At 38.2% G+C, this 17,506-nt stretch carries 16 protein-coding genes, 1 pseudogene and 1 other annotated feature; of the genes and pseudogenes, 2 read left to right on the top strand and 15 right to left on the bottom strand.

All coding sequences use genetic code 11. The features are described from left to right. Nucleotides 1–64: 64 nt before the first annotated feature. Nucleotides 65–919 (bottom strand): alpha/beta fold hydrolase, encoded by an 855-nt coding sequence (locus AC0VXV_RS07285; protein WP_475530945.1) that lies wholly within the window; start codon nt 917–919, stop codon nt 65–67. Nucleotides 920–1,126: 207 nt separating this feature from the next. Between AC0VXV_RS07285 and AC0VXV_RS07280 the strand changes: the two genes are divergently transcribed. After that, nucleotides 1,127–1,906 carry an alpha/beta fold hydrolase gene (locus AC0VXV_RS07280; RefSeq protein WP_475530944.1) on the top strand — a complete coding sequence of 260 codons (780 nt, stop codon included), beginning with the start codon at nt 1,127–1,129 and terminating at the stop codon, nt 1,904–1,906. A 95-nt stretch (nt 1,907–2,001) separates the two neighbouring features. Here AC0VXV_RS07280 and argS read toward each other — a convergent pair whose 3' ends face one another. From argS to AC0VXV_RS07225, 11 genes and pseudogenes are all read right to left on the bottom strand, one after another. After that, entirely contained in the window at nt 2,002–3,681 is a 1,680-nt protein-coding gene (argS, locus tag AC0VXV_RS07275; protein WP_475530943.1) for an arginine--tRNA ligase, read from the bottom strand. Nucleotides 3,682–3,719: 38 nt separating this feature from the next. Continuing rightward, nucleotides 3,720–3,939: a binding site (T-box leader), on the bottom strand. A 423-nt stretch (nt 3,940–4,362) separates the two neighbouring features. Next, complete coding sequence (gene yidC, locus AC0VXV_RS07270; RefSeq protein WP_475530942.1) at nt 4,363–5,124, bottom strand: membrane protein insertase YidC; 762 nt, start codon at nt 5,122–5,124, stop codon at nt 4,363–4,365. 169 nt (nt 5,125–5,293) lie between these two features. Next, complete coding sequence (locus AC0VXV_RS07265; RefSeq protein ID WP_475530941.1) at nt 5,294–5,473, bottom strand: hypothetical protein; 180 nt, start codon at nt 5,471–5,473, stop codon at nt 5,294–5,296. Between the two features lie 12 nt (nt 5,474–5,485). Continuing rightward, nucleotides 5,486–6,247 (bottom strand): 3-hydroxyacyl-CoA dehydrogenase, encoded by a 762-nt coding sequence (locus tag AC0VXV_RS07260; RefSeq protein ID WP_475530940.1) that lies wholly within the window; start codon nt 6,245–6,247, stop codon nt 5,486–5,488. Nucleotides 6,248–6,388: 141 nt separating this feature from the next. Beyond that, nucleotides 6,389–6,646, bottom strand: a complete 258-nt coding sequence (locus AC0VXV_RS07255; RefSeq protein ID WP_475531414.1) for an AMP-binding enzyme — start codon at nt 6,644–6,646, stop codon at nt 6,389–6,391. A 176-nt stretch (nt 6,647–6,822) separates the two neighbouring features. Further along, nucleotides 6,823–7,997 (bottom strand): annotated as a pseudogene (locus tag AC0VXV_RS07250) (acyl-CoA dehydrogenase family protein). Nucleotides 7,998–8,092: 95 nt separating this feature from the next. Then, nucleotides 8,093–9,211 (bottom strand): thiolase family protein, encoded by a 1,119-nt coding sequence (locus AC0VXV_RS07245; RefSeq protein ID WP_475530939.1) that lies wholly within the window; start codon nt 9,209–9,211, stop codon nt 8,093–8,095. 542 nt (nt 9,212–9,753) lie between these two features. Next, nucleotides 9,754–11,655, bottom strand: a complete 1,902-nt coding sequence (ltaS, locus tag AC0VXV_RS07240; protein ID WP_475530938.1) for a lipoteichoic acid synthase — start codon at nt 11,653–11,655, stop codon at nt 9,754–9,756. Nucleotides 11,656–11,884: 229 nt separating this feature from the next. Next, nucleotides 11,885–12,325, bottom strand: coding sequence for an ASCH domain-containing protein (locus tag AC0VXV_RS07235; RefSeq protein WP_475530937.1), 441 nt, complete (start codon nt 12,323–12,325; stop codon nt 11,885–11,887). After that, nucleotides 12,322–13,935 carry a ribosomal protection-like ABC-F family protein gene (gene abc-f, locus AC0VXV_RS07230; RefSeq protein WP_475530936.1) on the bottom strand — a complete coding sequence of 538 codons (1,614 nt, stop codon included), beginning with the start codon at nt 13,933–13,935 and terminating at the stop codon, nt 12,322–12,324. The genes AC0VXV_RS07235 and abc-f overlap by 4 nt, the downstream gene beginning before the upstream one ends. Before the next feature lie 98 nt (nt 13,936–14,033). Further along, the gene (locus AC0VXV_RS07225; RefSeq protein WP_008404783.1) at nt 14,034–14,165 is read right to left on the bottom strand and encodes an RAxF-45 family protein; all 132 of its coding nucleotides are present in this window, start codon (nt 14,163–14,165) and stop codon (nt 14,034–14,036) included. 305 nt (nt 14,166–14,470) lie between these two features. Here AC0VXV_RS07225 and AC0VXV_RS07220 point away from each other — a divergent pair, with 305 nt between their 5' ends. Then, nucleotides 14,471–15,292: a squalene/phytoene synthase family protein gene (locus tag AC0VXV_RS07220; RefSeq protein WP_475530935.1), complete on the top strand. Its 822-nt coding sequence runs from the start codon at nt 14,471–14,473 to the stop codon at nt 15,290–15,292. 41 nt (nt 15,293–15,333) lie between these two features. Here AC0VXV_RS07220 and AC0VXV_RS07215 read toward each other — a convergent pair whose 3' ends face one another. The 3 genes from AC0VXV_RS07215 to AC0VXV_RS07205 are packed head-to-tail and all read right to left on the bottom strand — an operon-like array spanning nt 15,334 to nt 17,486. Next, nucleotides 15,334–15,684 (bottom strand): DUF4181 domain-containing protein, encoded by a 351-nt coding sequence (locus AC0VXV_RS07215; protein ID WP_475530934.1) that lies wholly within the window; start codon nt 15,682–15,684, stop codon nt 15,334–15,336. 14 nt (nt 15,685–15,698) lie between these two features. Next, nucleotides 15,699–17,027, bottom strand: coding sequence for a D-serine ammonia-lyase (locus tag AC0VXV_RS07210; RefSeq protein ID WP_475530933.1), 1,329 nt, complete (start codon nt 17,025–17,027; stop codon nt 15,699–15,701). Next, nucleotides 17,028–17,486: a YaiI/YqxD family protein gene (locus tag AC0VXV_RS07205; protein ID WP_475531413.1), complete on the bottom strand. Its 459-nt coding sequence runs from the start codon at nt 17,484–17,486 to the stop codon at nt 17,028–17,030. Nucleotides 17,487–17,506 lie beyond the last annotated feature (20 nt).

The following is a 17,506-nucleotide window of genomic DNA, read 5'->3' as shown; positions in this document are numbered from 1 at the left end:
TTCTCCCTTTTCACTAAATCATATTTCAGCAATTATAAATAGTCGTTCGTCAACGACTCCTATTTCAGTTTTGTATAGAATGAACTTGAGATAGATTCCGCACAAATTCCGTGAACTTTTCTTCTTCCTCAATAAGCGGGTGGTGATTACTTTCAGCAAAGGTCGTCAATGTGGCATTCGCCAATAAATCTGCTGCTTCCACTGCAAATTCATATGGACATTGCGCATCGTATAAACCGCCATATATATAAGCTTTCGTTTTCACTGTTGGTAATTGCGGTCGCAAATCGAAGTCTGGCAGTTCTTTATATGAAAAATAATCCAATCTTTTCGAAACGGTTTTCCCGCTATTTGGACGGCTTATCATATTGTCATAGCTTTGTTCTTTATATAACGACATAAGCGCCCATTCCTTAGAGCCAGCTCTTCTTTGTTCGATTGTTGATAATGGATCACCCAGCATCGCTAAAATCTCAAGAATCCTTTTATTGTTAGGATTTTCCTTGCAGTAAATGCTTGCAGGATGATGCATGTATTCTGCAGAAGCACAAAGACCGCCCGCTACAATAAATTCCACACTTGCCGGGTGTAAAATTGCATAGTTTAATGCTAGCATCCCCCCTGTTGAATGTCCTGCAAACCCCCATGCAACATAATCCAATGCTTTACGGATTGCCTCCAGATCTTCTACGCTATCCTGCATGCCATAATTAAAAAAAGAAACATCATCCGTTGATTTTCCACAGCCACGCAAATTCACTAAATGCACTTTATAATACGGGACAAACATTTCCGCAAACCGATTTCCATTTGCATTATATTCACTGTATAAATGCGTCACACAGAGCGGTTTCCCCTCGCCTTTTGTAAAAACTTCGAATATTCCTCGCGTTGTTTCAATTAGCTGCTGTTCCCACATAGTCCCACTCCCTATTTTTCCAATATTCTAATAAATTTTCGCATAGTTAATGAGGGGATACAATGGCGATTCAATATTTTAACTATTTTTCTTTAGTAATATTGATAAATTACTTTGAATAACACTAATGTGAAGGTTTTTATAAAACATTGGAAGAATTATTAAATAGTAAGAAATAAATTGTTATAAAGAAAAGGGTTGAACTAATTGTCATTACATTATCAAGAATACGGTAATAAAAGTGCTTCTCTCATAATTTTTTTACACGGCGGCGGAGTAAGCAATTGGATGTGGGATAGACAAATTCAATATTTTACTCATTATCATTGCATAGTTCCAAACCTGCCTGAACATGGGTTAAACAATAATGAAATTCACTTTTCTATAAAAAGAAGTGCAGAAGAGATAATTAAATTAATAGAAGCAAAAGCCGGTGGTAAGAAAATAATTCTAATTGGTTTTTCTTTAGGTGCACAAGTAACTATCAAATTATTAAGCTTAAAACCAGAATTAGTTGATGTTGCAATTATAAATAGTGCTGCTGTCAGACCCCTTTCTCATATTAAAAAATTAATAAAACCTGCCCTTAGATTAACGTTTCCATTAATAAAAAAGAAATCGTTCTCTAAACTTCAAGCAAAGTCAATGTATATAAGTAAAGACAATTTTAAGAAATATTATGAAGAAAGTTGTCAAATAAAGTTAGACACCCTTGCTAGAGTACTTGAAGAAAACATGTCCTTTACAATACCTGAAGACTTTAGAAAGGCATCCGCAAAAATATTGGTTACAGTAGGTGAAAAGGAAAAAGCTATTATGAAAAAATCTGCAAAAGATATTGTAAAAGCCAATTCAAATTGTAATGGTGTTATTTTACCTGAAGTCGGACATGGTGTATCTTTAGCAATGCCAGATTTCTTTAACCACATGGTTGAAATATGGATCAATGAAGGTAAAGTACTAAAAGAATGTAAAGTTATCAGTTAAAAATATTGAATTTGCATCGACCATAAACAAACAAAAGGATTTCCTTAGCGCATCCTTTTGTTTTGAATAATGGTCTCCAACTAGCCTTTTTCTAATTACATACTTTCCGGTGATTGGATTCCTAGTAACTTCAAACCATCCTTTAATACGGTTGCTACTGTAAAACATAACTGCAAACGGTTTTCCCGCAACTCATCTTCTACTAATATCTTTGTATTTGCATAATATTTGTTGAACATCCGTGCTAATTGCAATACATATTTCGCAATTAAGGAAGGATCCACTTGTTTGAAACTGTCTGTAACCACTTGTGGATATTGTTGCAACAGCTGAATCACAGCCCAAGCCGAATCTTCTAATACTTTTACGGGTATTTCCTTATTGGCTTTATATTTTGCCTTTTCTAAAATTGAATGGATACGGGCATGAGTGTATTGTACATATGGACCTGTTTCGCCTTCAAAATTCAACATTTGAGTTAAAGAAAATTCGATATCGTTTAAACGGAAGTTTTTTAAATCATTAAATATTACCGCGCCAATTCCTACTTGCTCAGCAACAGTTTGTTTATTATTTAACGTTGGATTTTTTTCCTCTATATTTCTGGTTGCTGTTTCCACTGCTTCTTTTAATACGTCCTTCAATAAAATGACTCTACCTTTACGAGTCGACATCTTTTTTCCGTCTTTCAACATCATTCCGAATGATACATGCTTCAGATTTTCCGACCAAGAATAACCCATTTTCGAAATTACTTGAAACACTTGTTTGAAATGCAGTGTTTGTTCATTCCCTACTACATAGAAAACTTGGGATGGTTCATAATGCGCCTTTCTATAAAATGCTGCGGCTAAATCACGGGTTGCATATAATGTTGCACCGTCCTGTTTTGTTATTAAACAAGGTGGCATGTCTTCAAGCTCAACAACGTTTGCGCCATCCGACTCGGCAAGTAATTGCTTCTTATTTAATTCATCAACAACATACTGCATTTTGTCATTATAAAAGGCTTCCCCCTCATACGTATCAAACTCGATATGAAGCTGATCATAAATCTGCTTAAATTCTTGTAAAGAGGCACTTTTAAACCAAGTCCATAATTCCATTGCCTGAGGCTCCTTATCTTCGATCGCTTTAAAAGCTGATCTCGCTTCCTCATTTAGTTTTTCATTTGATTCTGCTTCATCATGGAACTTCACATATAGCTTTAAAAGCTCTTCAATAGGTGCTTGTTCAACTCGTTCTTTATCTCCCCACAATTGGAATGCGACAATTAATTTACCAAACTGAGTACCCCAGTCGCCAAGATGATTTATCCGAACGACACTGTATCCGTTTTTTTCTGCAATATTTGCAAGAGCATTGCCAATTACAGTAGATCGAAGATGTCCCATGGAGAATGGCTTTGCAATATTCGGTGATGAATAATCGATTACTATGTTCTTTTGCTGTGTTTCTTGTTGTCCGTATGACTCTGGAGCTACCATTATTTGGGTAATGACGTCTCTCGTCACTTGCAGCTTATTTAAAAATATATTTTTATAGCCTCCAACAACTTGTACTTCCTGTATGAGCTCACTTTTAATCCTTTCGCATATTTCCTTAGCGATAACGTTCGGTGATTTCTTTAATGTTTTAGCAAGCATAAAGCATGGAAAAGCTACATCCCCTAAATGCTGATACTTTGGCTTTTCCAGTAGTTGTTCAATTTCATCATTTGTTATTATTTTTTGTGGCAAAGCCTCTTGAATAATTGATGCAATTTTTTTATACATGTTATCCCCTCCCAATATAAAAAGCCCCCGTCTCTAAAAATAGAGACGAGAGCTTCGAATTCCCGTGGTACCACTCTAGTTGCCACAAATTGTGACCACTTTCCATTTTTAACGAGGTGATTCCCCGGCAGATCCTACTCATGTTCAGACCGCTTCTCCAAAGTGCGCTTCATTTACATATTTTGCACCAGGCTCACACCAATCCCCAGCTCGCTTTCCAAAACATCTGTAAATTACTGTCTTTTTCATCGAATTTTAAATTTATTGAATTATATCCATTAAAGGTGACTATTGTCAATATAATTCCTGTGATTATTAGATAATCTGAGACGAATATTAGACAATAGCGATTTTATTTTAGAAAATCATTGGAAATAAATGAAGGTAACTCAAATTTTCCTTTACTAAACGGGGGTTCCTAAACCTCTTATAACCGATATTATAATAATTGATACGTTTATTAGAAGATGCTTGTGATAGAAGATCTCAACCACTTATTCGAACAATTGACAAATATATTAGAAGATAAGGATTTTATTAGAACTTTTTAAAATATATTAGAACAATCCGCTAGTTTATTAGAAAATTGCTCTACCATGAGGGAAAGCATAAAAAAACTACTGAAATCATCGTCTCAGTAGTTTTAGTTCAGTAAGCCTTTAGCAGCGGCATAACTTACATTTATTCATTTCCCTTAGTTTCAGGGATGTTTGAGAAAAATTTGCGTCCAATAAAGGTTTGAACAATTAAGAATAACCCTCCGACTGCCCAGTACAGTGGGAGTGCAGCCATCGAAGACAATGAAATAATGACAATCATAATAGGTGATACGTAAATCATCAGTTTCATTTGATTCTTCTGAGCTTCTGGTACGGTTTGAAGCGATACTTTTGCTTGTACAAAATAAACGACACCTGCAATGGCAGTCATCCAAATATCTGTAGAGCCAAGGTCAAACCATAGGAATGAATGTGTTTTAATTTCAGTCGAATACAAAATAGCATAGTATAAGCCCATAATAATCGGCATTTGTATAAGCGCTGGTAGGCAGCCCATATTTAACGGATTAATATTATGTTCTTTGTAGAGCGACATCATTTCCTGCTGAACCGTCATTCTTTCTTCCGGAGTTTTTGCTGCTTTTAAACGTGTCTGGATATCCTCCATTTGCGGACGGACTAAATCCATTTTCACTTTCATTGTAGCTTGACTGCGGTAAGTTTTAAGCATAAACGGCATTAGTACGAGACGAATAATTAAAATAATAGCAATAATAGCTAAACCATAACTGCCGTTAAATAATTCACCAAATGTGTTTAACGTCCAATCCATCGGACGTACAAATGTTGAATAGAAGAAGCCTTCTTTGTTTTCAACACTTTCACAGCCTGCCAGTAAAAGTGGAACAGTTAGAAGGAAAACGCTAAGTTTTAAGTTTTTCATAGTTCACCTGCTCAACAATCTTGTAATTCGTTTATATCTTAAAATATTTTTCAAAAAAAGAACAGTAATTACTCTTATAAAAGTTAAGTTTTTTTAATATGAACGTAATAAAACTTAATTTTATTTACATATTTCAATCTATTCCCCTGTTTCAGGAAGTCACCCTTCCCTATGATTTCTTTAACAGGCTCCCTATGGCCCGGATTGCCTGATGTTTCTCGACTACTTCAATCAGTTGCAATGAGTCCTGTTGAATTCCCGCATTTAATGTATTGGCTGGCGGGTTATTAAGTGTTACAACGTGTATTCCGTAATCTAACTTTTCTATCGTCATTGTTTCAAGGTTCATCCGTTATCCTCTTTATCGTGGGGCCATGCGAATCGCACCATCGAGCCGAATCGTTTCACCGTTTAACATTGGATTTTCAAAAATGGCCTTTACTAAATGCGCATATTCATCCGCTTCACCTAAACGGGATGGGAATGGAATTTGTTTTCCTAACGCTTCCTTAAGCGCTTGAGGTGCACTGTTCATTAAAGGTGTATCGAAAATCCCCGGTGCAATCGTCATAACTCGGATGCCATAGCTTGCCAGATCCCTTGCGATCGGCAATGTCATCCCTACAATTCCACTTTTAGATGCAGAATAGGCAGCCTGACCGATTTGCCCATCGAATGCCGCTACAGAAGCTGTATTTACAATAACCCCGCGTTCCCCGTGTTCATTCGGTTCATTTGTCGTTATGGCAGCTGCCGCTAAACGGATGACATTAAATGTACCGACTAAATTAACTTGAATAATAAAGTTAAATTCATCTAATGGAAATATACCTTTTCTGCCTACTACACGTGTCGAAGTACCAAGACCGGCACAGTTTACAACACCTTGGATCGAACCGTACTTTTCTACAGCACCGTTAATCGCTGCCTGTACGTCTTCTTCCTTCACAACATTCGTTTTATAAAATAGGCCATTTATTTCATCAGCAACCGCTTGACCCTTTTCTTCATTTAAGTCCAAAATGATCGGATAGCCTCCAGCAGCTGCAATCTTTCGTGCAGTCGCTTCACCTAACCCTGATCCTCCACCCGTAACGATAATTGCCTTTTGGTCAAAATTCATTATTAATCTCTCCTTATTCGTGTTCAATCTTTAACCTATTTGCCATTTTTGGATAAGCAATTCGCGACCCGTCCATACCGGCATGATCTGAGTTCTAGTTCATGTACTGAAGTTTAAGAACTCCGACCAACCGACCGCTTCTTATTTAGGCAGTGCATTCTTATCCAAGTTTTTCAGTGCTGTCTTTAAAATCTTACCTGTTCCCGACTTCGGAATTTCTTCGATAAAACTTACATAATCCGGTACTTTGTATTCGGCAAGTTTTACTTTGCAGTAGTCTCGGATATCTGTAAGTTCGACGTCTTTCGTTACGACATACGCAACCGTCTTTTCACCAAAAACCGGATCCGGTCTGCCGATCACAGAGCATTCTACGATAGCCGGATGCTGATACAGCAGTTCCTCTATTTCCCTTGGGTAAATATTAAATCCGCCCCGAATGATAATGTATTTATTTCAGTCAACGATAAAGTGATAGCCTTCTTCATCGCGGTACGCCATGTCCCCTTTATACAACCAGCCGAAATTCATAGTACGAATCATGTGCTTTAACTTGATGAGTAATTTCGGATTCATTACAATCCTAAATTTTTGGCAATAATGACTTTCATAATTTCATTGGAACCGGAAAAAATTGGTGTAACTGCAATATCGCGGAAACGTCTCGCAATCTTCTATTCTTCCATATAACCATAGCCGCCATGCAATTGCATACATTCAACCGAAATTTTCCGCGCCATATCTGTTATCCACCATTTGGCCATTGATACTTCCGTCACAATATCCTGTCCTTCTATATGACGTATGATCAAATCATCCACAAATGTTTGGCCGATTTTTACTTGTGTCGCTATTTCAGCCAGTGTAAATTGTGTATTTTGGAATTTACCAATCGGTTTACCAAACGCTTCCCTCTCTTTTACATATTGTAGCGTTAAGTCGAGCATATCTTTTGCAGCGGTAATAGCCCCTACTGCTGTAAGAAGACGTTCTTGCTGCAATTTTTGCATTAAATACAAGAAACCTTTTCCTTCTTCACCAAGAAGATTTTCAGCAGGTACTCGTACATTTTCAAAAATAAGTTCTGCTGTATCCTGGCTATGCATGCCAACCTTGTCTAATTTTCTGCCGCGGGAGAAACCTTCCATTCCTCTTTCAACAATCAGTAAGCTTACCCCGTTATGTGCAGGTACCGCTTTTGGATCTGTTTTACATGCGATGATGATGACATCGGAAAGAATTCCGTTCGTAATGAAGGTTTTTTGGCCGTTCACAATGTAGTCGGAGCCATCTTTAATTGCAGTTGTCGTCATTATCTGTAAATCAGAACCAGCACCCGGTTCTGTCATTGCAATGGCTGAAATCCATTCACCGCTTACAAACTTCGGAAGATACTTCAGCTTCTGTTCTTCTGTTCCAAATGAAGTGATATACGGCGTTACGACATTACTATGCAGTCCAATGCCACTTAAACCCCACCGACTTTTGATAATTCTTCAGATAAAACAATATTAAAAATAAAGTCCAGGCCCATTCCGCCGTACTTTTCCTCTACACTCGGACATAAAAATCCTTGGCTGCCTAACTTTGTCCATAGTTCACGCGGAACGATGCGGTCATGCTCCCATTGTGTAAAATAAGGTTCAATCTCTTTTTCCACAAATTTTCTTAGAGATTCCCGGAACATAATATGATCATTATTAAATAACGTACGGGACCCTTTTCTAGATTTCGCCAATGTTTTATTCATTTATTTCACTCTCTCTTCGTCATATTTTCAACATCTTACAAATTGAAAGCGATTACATCTTTTCGTAATTTTATAAAATATGAATAGAGTTCTATTTAAAGTCTCTCAATAATTGTTGCATTAGCCATGCCCATTCCTTCACAAATCGCAAGCAAGCCATAGCGCTGGTTATTACGCTCCATGCGGTAAATCATCGTAGTTAATAATTTTGTTCCCGTTGCGCCAAGCGGATGACCTAACGCAATCGCACCACCGTCAGGATTCAGTTTTTCCAAATCCGCGCCAAGCTCTTTTGCCCAAACAATCGGTACAGGTGCAAAGGCTTCATTCACTTCATACGTATCCATATCATCAATCGTTAAATTTGCCTTTTCAAGAACACGTTTTGTCGCTTCAATTGGACCTGTCAGCATAAGTGTCGGGTCAGAACCTACGACAGTACGCGCGATGATTTTCGCCATAGGTTTCAAACCAAGTTCCTGCGCTTTTTCACTCGACATAATGAGTACTGCTGATGCACCATCGCTCATTTGTGATGAAGTTCCTGCAGAAATAAATCCGTCTTCTTTAAACAGCTTTCGTAAGCCTTGCAGAACTTCGACGGTTGTTCCCGGTCTTGGGCCTTCATCTGTATCTACATCACCGATTGCTACAATCTCATCATCAAAATAGCCTGCTTCAATTGCCTGAATGGCGCGTTGCTGGCTCAGCACAGAATATTCATTAACTTCCTGCTCTGTTAGCTGCCATTGTTCAGCAATACGCTCTGCGGATAACCCTTGGTGAATCAACTCGTATTTTTTAATACGGTCACTTTCGCGCGTGCCCTCCATATTTGCTGCCATCGGTACACGGCTCATGCTTTCAATACCACCTGCGATAACAATATCCATGTCGCCTGCTATAATCGCTTGTGCCGCAAAATGAACTGCCTGTAAACTCGAGCCGCACTGCCGGTCAATCGTTACACCGGGCACTTCGATCGGAAAGCCTGCCATCAATGCAGCAATACGTGCGATATTTCCACCTTGCTCCAATGTTTGGGTAACACAGCCAAAAATAACATCCTCCACAAGGGCCTTTTCTATTCCCGCGCGTTTTACTACATCCTCCAGTACATCTGCAGCTAAATCATCTGCCCGTACTTCTGCTAATACACCATTTCTTCTGCCTACTGGTGTTCGTGTTGCAGCGACGATTACGGCTTCTCTCATTCACTCATTCCCCCTTAATAAATTGGGTGTTGGCGAATCATTTAGATCGCCTACTAAAAACTCTAAAACACTTCGCTTTCCCAAAAAACACTATATGTTGCTTATACAAAAAGATTACAACTTATTAAGCAGTTATTTATCTGTCTCATAATTTATATAGATAATGCAGTGAAAATATTCTCACCAAATTAGTACTTTTAAATAGTAAAATTCACCCTCACTACTTTAATTGTTATTGCTTTAATAGCAATCTACGTTTTCATTAAAAATATCAGTATAAATTAATACATCACTTCAGAAGATAATCAACAGGATAAATGCACGGTTGTATATATAAACCGATTTCCATACCTGTTAGAAATTTATTATGAAAGAGAAAGAGTTCCTTGACTATTTCGGTGTATTTTGAAAAGTATTTTCTTCATCTGGATCCTTGTTAATTATTTTTCAAGCCATAATAAAAAGGCATCATCCATTTGAAATAATCAAATTAGATGATGCCTGATGCCTGAGAAAATATATCCATTTTTAAACTGTTCTACTTACTCTTTTATGCTTCCGTCTTTGGAATGGAAGCGCAATAAATCTCCATTTACAACTTTATCGGAATAATGAAGTTTTTCTTCTACCAACGCTTTTAATTTATCTGCTGTTTCCACTTTTGATTCATCAAGCTCTTCGCCAGTTTTCTGATCATAGTATTTGCCATCCAATGAATAGATCGTCGGGCTGACAAAGTTACCGTTTCTAAACGGAACGATTTCGCTATGCTCCTCAGAAAGCAGGTCTGTCCCAAAATGGATATTGTTTTTCGTTTCAACACCAAGTAAATGCAGTACTGTCGGAAGGAGGTCTATTTGGCCACCGTACGTATGGTTAACGCCGCCTTCCATTCCCGGTACATGAATAAATAACGGCACACGCTGTAAATCTGCATTTACAACAGGTGTAACTTCTTCACCAATAATTTGTTCCATCGCTTTATTGTGGTTATCAGAAATTCCGTAATGGTCTCCGTACATCACAATCATTGTATTTTCATAAAGACCGGATTCTTTTAAATATGAAAAGAACTGTTCAATCGCTTCGTCGGCATATCGAGCTGTCTGGAAATAATTATCGACACTCGCATCACCTGTTGTCGCCTTACCGATCGTCGCTAAATCCTGGTCAATCTTATATGGGAAGTGATGGGCAACCGTAATGAATTTTGTATAGAATGGTTGCGGCAATGTTTCCAGCAAGCTTTCCGACTGCTCGAAAAATGGTTTATCCATTAAACCGTACTCTGCCATATTTTTCGAATCAGAAGTATCATACGAAGCTTCGTCAAAAAATTCGTCATAGCCAAATTGGTTGTAAATAATATTTCGGTTCCAGAAGCTGCCGTTATTTCCGTGGAACACTGCTGACGTATAGCCATAGTCTTTTAATAACGATGGTGCGGCTTCAAACGTATTTTGACCTTTCGTTATAAAGGCTGAACCTTGTGGCAAACCGAATAATGAATTCTCTAACATAAATTCAGCATCAGAAGTTTTCCCCTGCGCTGTTTGATGATAAAAGTTATCGAAATACATTGTGTTTTCATTTTTAACTAATGAATTTAAAAACGGTGTTACTTCTTCGCCTTCAAGCTCATAATCGATTAAAAATGATTGCATGGATTCCAGATGCAAATAAATCACATTCATATCTTTTGCTTTACCAAAGTACTTCTCGTTTGGCTGGGCTGAAAATGAATTTGTAAAGTTAATAATTTCCGCAATATCACTGCTGTCTGCTGAAGCACGTTCTGAAGATGCTTCAAACGTTTTAACAGAATCATAAATTGTATAATTGTACATACCTAAATATTTCACGATATAACTGCGGTCAAAGCCACGGCTCAATAAATCCGGGCGGTCAGCTTCCGCTAATTGCAAGTTGACAATTGATAATACAATTGCTGCTGCTATAACAGCTGCTGGCATTTTAAATCCGACTTTGCCGGATTGGAAATTAATTTTCTTTGAAAAACGAATATATATCAATACGAAAATATCCACAAAAAATAATAAATCAGTAGGTTTTAATAATGTTAAAACACTGCCGCCTAAATCCCCAAAGTTTTGTGTTTGGGAAATCGTTGGAAGCGTAATAAAATCGCTGAAGAAACGATAATATACAGCATTTGCAAATAAAAGAAATGTCATCAATGTATAGATGATGATCAATGCAGTCAGTCTTCTTTTTCCTTTAAACAGAAAAGCAACTGATAAAAATAGTACCGCAGAACCTAATGGATTAATTAATAAAAGAAACTGTTGAAGTGGTCCCTCCACACCCAACTTGAATTGCGTCACTTGTGTAATATACGTTTTCGCCCATAGCATTAAAACAGCAAGAACGAAAATCCCTGGAAAATTGTTTAATAAGCTTTTATTTTTTACTAAGTTTTTCACCTTGTAATCACTCTTTCTATTCAAGACGTTTTCCTTTTTTATTTAGAAAAACAAGAATCAATATATCAAAAAAACATTAACCTATGCAACTATTATGTAACGATTTTCGATAGCAATTGTTGCCAAGATGTCTTGATATTGAACGAAAACAGTGAAAAAATGGAGGATTGCGTAAGCAAATTCCTCCATTTTGTATAAGTCTAGCTATTATATTGCAGCTTTCTAATCTTTATTTAGGAAAAACTTTTTTAAAGCGGTCACAAACTGTCTGCATTTCTTCGGTAAATTCCAGACCATTTTTGGAAAGTTCTCTGCTAAAAAACGCGACATGCGCTTCCTTCCATTCCTCATAAGTACCTTCTCCTTCTGCCAACGCAAAATCAACCGGTACTTTATTGAATGGGTAAATTTCAATAGAATAGGATTGGATAATCGCAACGGGTTCATCAAGACTGTTTAAAACAATCTGGTAATCCCCCACTTCCGGCAAACTTTCTCCTTCAAGTTCATACAACGGAAAGCTTGAACAAGTTGCTTCTTTAACGCCATCCACTACAAGTCCCGCAAGCCAATCTGCTTTTTCACCAAATTGAAATGCTTCTTTATAATAAATATTTTGTTTACCTTCCGAATCGCAAAAATGCTTCCAATATGCTTCGATTTGATTCATTTGCCTAACTCCTTTTGTTTCGACTGTGCCCATCCAAATGGACCTTCATGTATGATAAGCTGCTGATTTTCAAGCCATGCCGTTCTCTTAAATAGTTTTTGCAGAAAATAGCGGTCATGGCTAATCGCGAGAATAGTTCCTTCAAAGTTCTCCAATGCTTCTTCAAGCGCTTCTCTCGACTCAATATCAAGATGGTTCGTCGGTTCATCCAACACGAGAACATTGCATTTTTGAACCATTAATTGAGCTAGTCGAAGCCTCATTTTTTCCCCGCCGCTTAGTTGATCCACTTTTTTAAATACATCATGACCGTAAAATAAAAATTTGGCGAGCATATGCCGCGCATCGTATTCCGTCAATGATACGTGCTCCCGGAATGCATCAATAAGACGCTGCTTGCCGTTAAATTGATCAAACTGTTGTGCAAGGTAACCAATCTTTAAATTGCTGCCCTGTTTTGCGTCCCCATCAACCGGCGTCATTTCCCCTAGTAGAATTTTTAATAACGTGGATTTTCCCGTTCCGTTATTCCCAACTATCGCTATCCGATCTTGAAAATGTACAGTTAACTGAACATCCATAAATAAAAAGTCCTGTTCAAAACCGTGGGAAATGTTTTTCAGCATAAATACTTCTTTTCCTGTCCGGTCTTCAGCATTAAGCTGTAAACTTATTTGACGCTCGGTTTTTGGCTTTTTGACAACTTCCATTCGAGCCAGCATCTTCTCCATTACTTTCGCTTTGCGGTATAGATCGGGATTCGGAGGAGATGCCTCATTCGCCCATTGTCGTAATCGGCGAATTGCCTCTTTCATCTTCTGAATCTTTTTTTGCTGTTCTTCATATGCCGCAAACTGCTGCGCTATTTTTGCTTCTTTATTTTTAATGTACTGATCATAGTTACCCTTACTCATCCATAGTTGCCCGTCTTCAATTTCTGCCACATACTGAACAATTTTATTTAAAAACATCCGGTCATGCGAAATTACAACAACGGTACCTTTAAAGTATTGCAAATAGTCTTCAAGCCATTGTGTTGCAGCAAGATCCAAGTGATTTGTCGGTTCATCCAACAGCAAAATATCCGGCTGCTGCAGTAATATTTGAGCAAGCATTACCTTTGTTTTTTCCCCGCCGCTGAGCGCATGAAAAGGTTGTTCCAATAGTTTTGTAATCGCAAGTCCATTGGCCATCGATGCAATTTTCGCTTCAATTTCGTAGCCACCCTTTGCTAAATAGTGCTCCTGCAGCTCTCCATATTGATTGAGAATCTTCTCGGATAAATCAGTTGCCATACTCAATTCCAACTGAGACAGACGATCTTTAATATCATGTAATTCAGCAAATGCTTTTGATAATACATCAAAAACTGATATATCCGTGTATTGAGGAATTTGATGCAAGTAACCGATTGTTTGACCTTTCGATTTTATGATCCGCCCTTCATCCGGCTGTTCAATACTTGCCAGCACTTTAAATAATGTCGTTTTCCCGCTGCCGTTTCGACCGACAATTGCGATACGTTCCCCGGCATTCACCTCAAAGGAAAGTTCCTTAAAAATAGTGTTGCCACCGATAATTTTCGTTATGTTTTCTGCTTTCAACTGCATATTTCTACGCCTCCACTGGCGCAGCTAAAAAAACAAAAAGACTGCTCATTAACAAGAGCAGCCTTTTCAGTATTGGTGAAAAGAATGAAGTTAATTAGCTACGCATTATTTTTAAATTGTCTAAAAAAGGACACACCTATCCCGTTAGACCCAAATTTAAAAGTAATGACACGTGCAAAATACATAGCTGTATCCACTTTTACACCTGTCTCGATCGCTAACTTCTTCATTCTGTTCACCTCCGTCCATTTGAATTGTTCTAATATTACCATATTTCAATTAATATGTACATACTGAAAATGCGTGTGTTTTTTAGTGGTGTTTTCCTTTGGGAAAGGTGTTTCTACTATGGCATTTAAACTTTCTACTTTTCGCTAATTGTTCTACTTCTGATACCCGTTGCTCTATTTCTCCGCTCGCTATCTAATTTTCATCCTTGCCTCATCCACAAAAGCCGGAACTTTTATTTTCCCTTTTAACAAATTTGCGTTACGATAAGAGATGGATGCAATTTAGAATGGAGGAAGTTTTCCTTATGTCAAATAAAGCTTTACAAAAAGATGCGATGCGCGTTTTAAAAGAGACGAGCCGTACATTTTATATCCCCATTACTTTTTTAGATAAAGAATTAAAATTAACGGTTGCTGCTGCATATTTAGCAATGCGGGCAATTGATGAAATTGAAGATCATGAAGATGTTTCCAATGAAATGAAAAATGCGACATTATTAAAAGTGGCGGAATTATTGAAAGCTCCTGCCTTTGATAGTGAGGCTTACCTTGATGCACTGGCTCCTGTAAAGGATAAAATGCCTGAAGTGACACTGCGCCTTGCTGATTGGCTGGAAGTTTGTCCTCAAGGAGCATTCCCGATTGTCACATCTGCAACGAGCGAAATGGCAGAAGGGATGGCAAAATGGGCACTCGAAAACTGGCAGGTGCATACGAAAGAAGACTTGGACGACTATACATACTATGTGGCTGGTTTGGTCGGTGTCATGCTTTCGGAGCTTTGGGAATGGAGCGCCGGTACGAAAACAGACCGTGAGCTGGCAATTGGCTATGGTCGCGGCTTACAGGCAGTAAACATTTTACGGAATGAGCAGGAAGATTTGGATGAGCGCGGTGTTAGCTTCGTACCGGATGGCTGGACGCGGGCAGAACTTTTTGCTTATGCAGAGGAAAACTTGGCTAAGGCCGACCTATACATGAAGGATTTAGATAAGCGTTCGATCAAACTGTTCTGCAGATTGCCTTTAGCATTGGCACATAAAACATTACAGGCGATGAGAGAAGGACGAGAAAAAATGTCCCGCTCAGAAGTTGAAGCAACTGTAGAAGAAATCCAAGTAGACTAAAAAGAAGTGTGTTGAGGGATACCCCCCAACACACTTCCTTCTTACATAATAATGGCAATTGCGATACTGCAAATTGCACAAAGCACTACATAAGTAAATGAAATTATATGACGACGCTTTTCTCTTCTAAACCAAAACTCCAATAGTCCACGGATTATAAATAGGATCATAATGAACGCAAACAATACAGAATATAATGTTTTTTGGTCAAATAGATTAATAGTTACATACGATAAAAACATGAAACAAAGGATGACTTCCAAGACGAAATGCCAAATCCCCACATACTGATCCATAAATTTCTCGTTTTTTGGGATGTTATATTTTTTGCGTAAGTTTAAATCGAGTAAACCTGCTCCAAAAAATGCGATGATGACTACTACAATTAACACAAGCGACTTCCCTTCTATATCTCTGATTGTAAATACTGCTGTCGTAATTCTTCAGGCACTAAATCGCCGCCTGTTGACCAAATAATATGTGTGGCGTTTTCCATTTTATCTGTAAGCCCATGTTTTTCAATGTACGAAGTCCCCTGCATCATTAATTCAATCGGACCATACACACCAGCATGTGCTGAAGGTTCCATAAAAATGTTTTCCGTCTCAAACATACCTTTTAAACTTCTAAATAAAAAGCTGTCATCCACAGTATAACATCCGCTTATTACGGATTCCATCAATGTTCCGACAAATCGTGAGGGACGCCCTACCGCCAATCCGTCAGCCTCTGTCTTGTTGGATAAACCAATATCATTCACACTGATTTTGTCATGCATACCTGTCATCAAACCTAGAAGCATACATGGTGATGCAAATGGTTCCGCAAAGAAAATATGAATATGTTCGTCGTAAATTTGTTTTAAAGAGTAGGCGATTCCTCCGGGCGCTCCTCCAACCCCGCAAGGCAGATAAACAAATAACGGATGATTCGAATCGACTTTAATTTTCATTTGCTGAAGCTGGTCTTTCAGGCGAAATCCCGCTACCGAGTACCCTAAAAACAGATCGATTGAATTTTCATCATCAACGAAATGGCAAGCAGGATCTTGTTCTGCTACTTGGCGGCCGTTTTCCACGGCAGAAGTATAATCGGATTCATATTCGATTACTTCCACCCCTTTTTCACGCAGCAGTTCTTTTTTCCACGCTTTTGCCTCAATCGACATATGCACAGTCACCTGGAAACCGAGCTGTGCGCTAATGATACCGATACTCAGGCCCAAATTCCCCGTTGACCCGACAGCTATTTTATACTTGCTAAAAAACTTCCGGAATTCTTCACTATGGAATTTTGCGTAATCCTCTTGTTCTGTTATCAAACCTGCATCAATTGCCAGCTTTTCCGCATGGCTTAACACTTCGTATATACCGCCACGTGCTTTAATCGAACCGGCGATCGGTAATGCATGATCACATTTAAGCATTAATTTGCCGGGAATATTAAAACCGCGACGTCCTTCTATGAGTTTTTTCATCGCAGCAATTTCTCTTAATTCCGATTCAATAATGCCGTCCGAAAATTTCGTGATTGGAAATGCGACCTTTATATAAGAAGAAAAACGCTTCAATCTATTTTCTGCGTCTTGAATCATATCAGGTGTCACTTGGTCAGATACTTGCCTTTCTTTAGCTACATTTTCATTTTCCCAATATACATATTGTTCGGATTGCAGCTTTTCAATTAACGGAAAGCGCTCTTTTAATTCGTCTAAATTTAAGATTTGCTGATTCATTTATGATTCCTCCTCCTCATAAATCGCACGTTCACAAATTTGTCGAAATTTCGTTTCAAAAGCCAAATTATTTTCTTCCGTACGCTTTTTGGGACCTTTCGTACGCCCCCCTGCACGTCTTATTTTCGCACTTTCAAATCGAAAAGCCAACAGTTGATCTATATTGTCAGACGTCAGTTCTTTTCCGTTATGATTAACCACTATTCCACCTTTTGCTATACACATTGCGGCAAGGCCATAATCACCTGTTATGACAATATCTCCTCGCTTTAAGACACTTAGAAGCTTAAAATCAACTGAATCTGGTCCCTTGTCGACAATAATTGTTTTTGCACCATCTCGTTCGATTCGATGTGATGTATCGCAGAACAAGATTGGTCTTATCTCATAACGAGATGAAATAAACAGCGCTAAATCAACAACCGGGCATGCATCTGCATCAATTAATAGTTGTAAAATAGTTCATCATCCTTTCCAAA

This window comes from Solibacillus sp. iso_87 (assembly GCF_056173085.1).
This window is presented reverse-complemented; position numbering and strand designations above follow the sequence as displayed.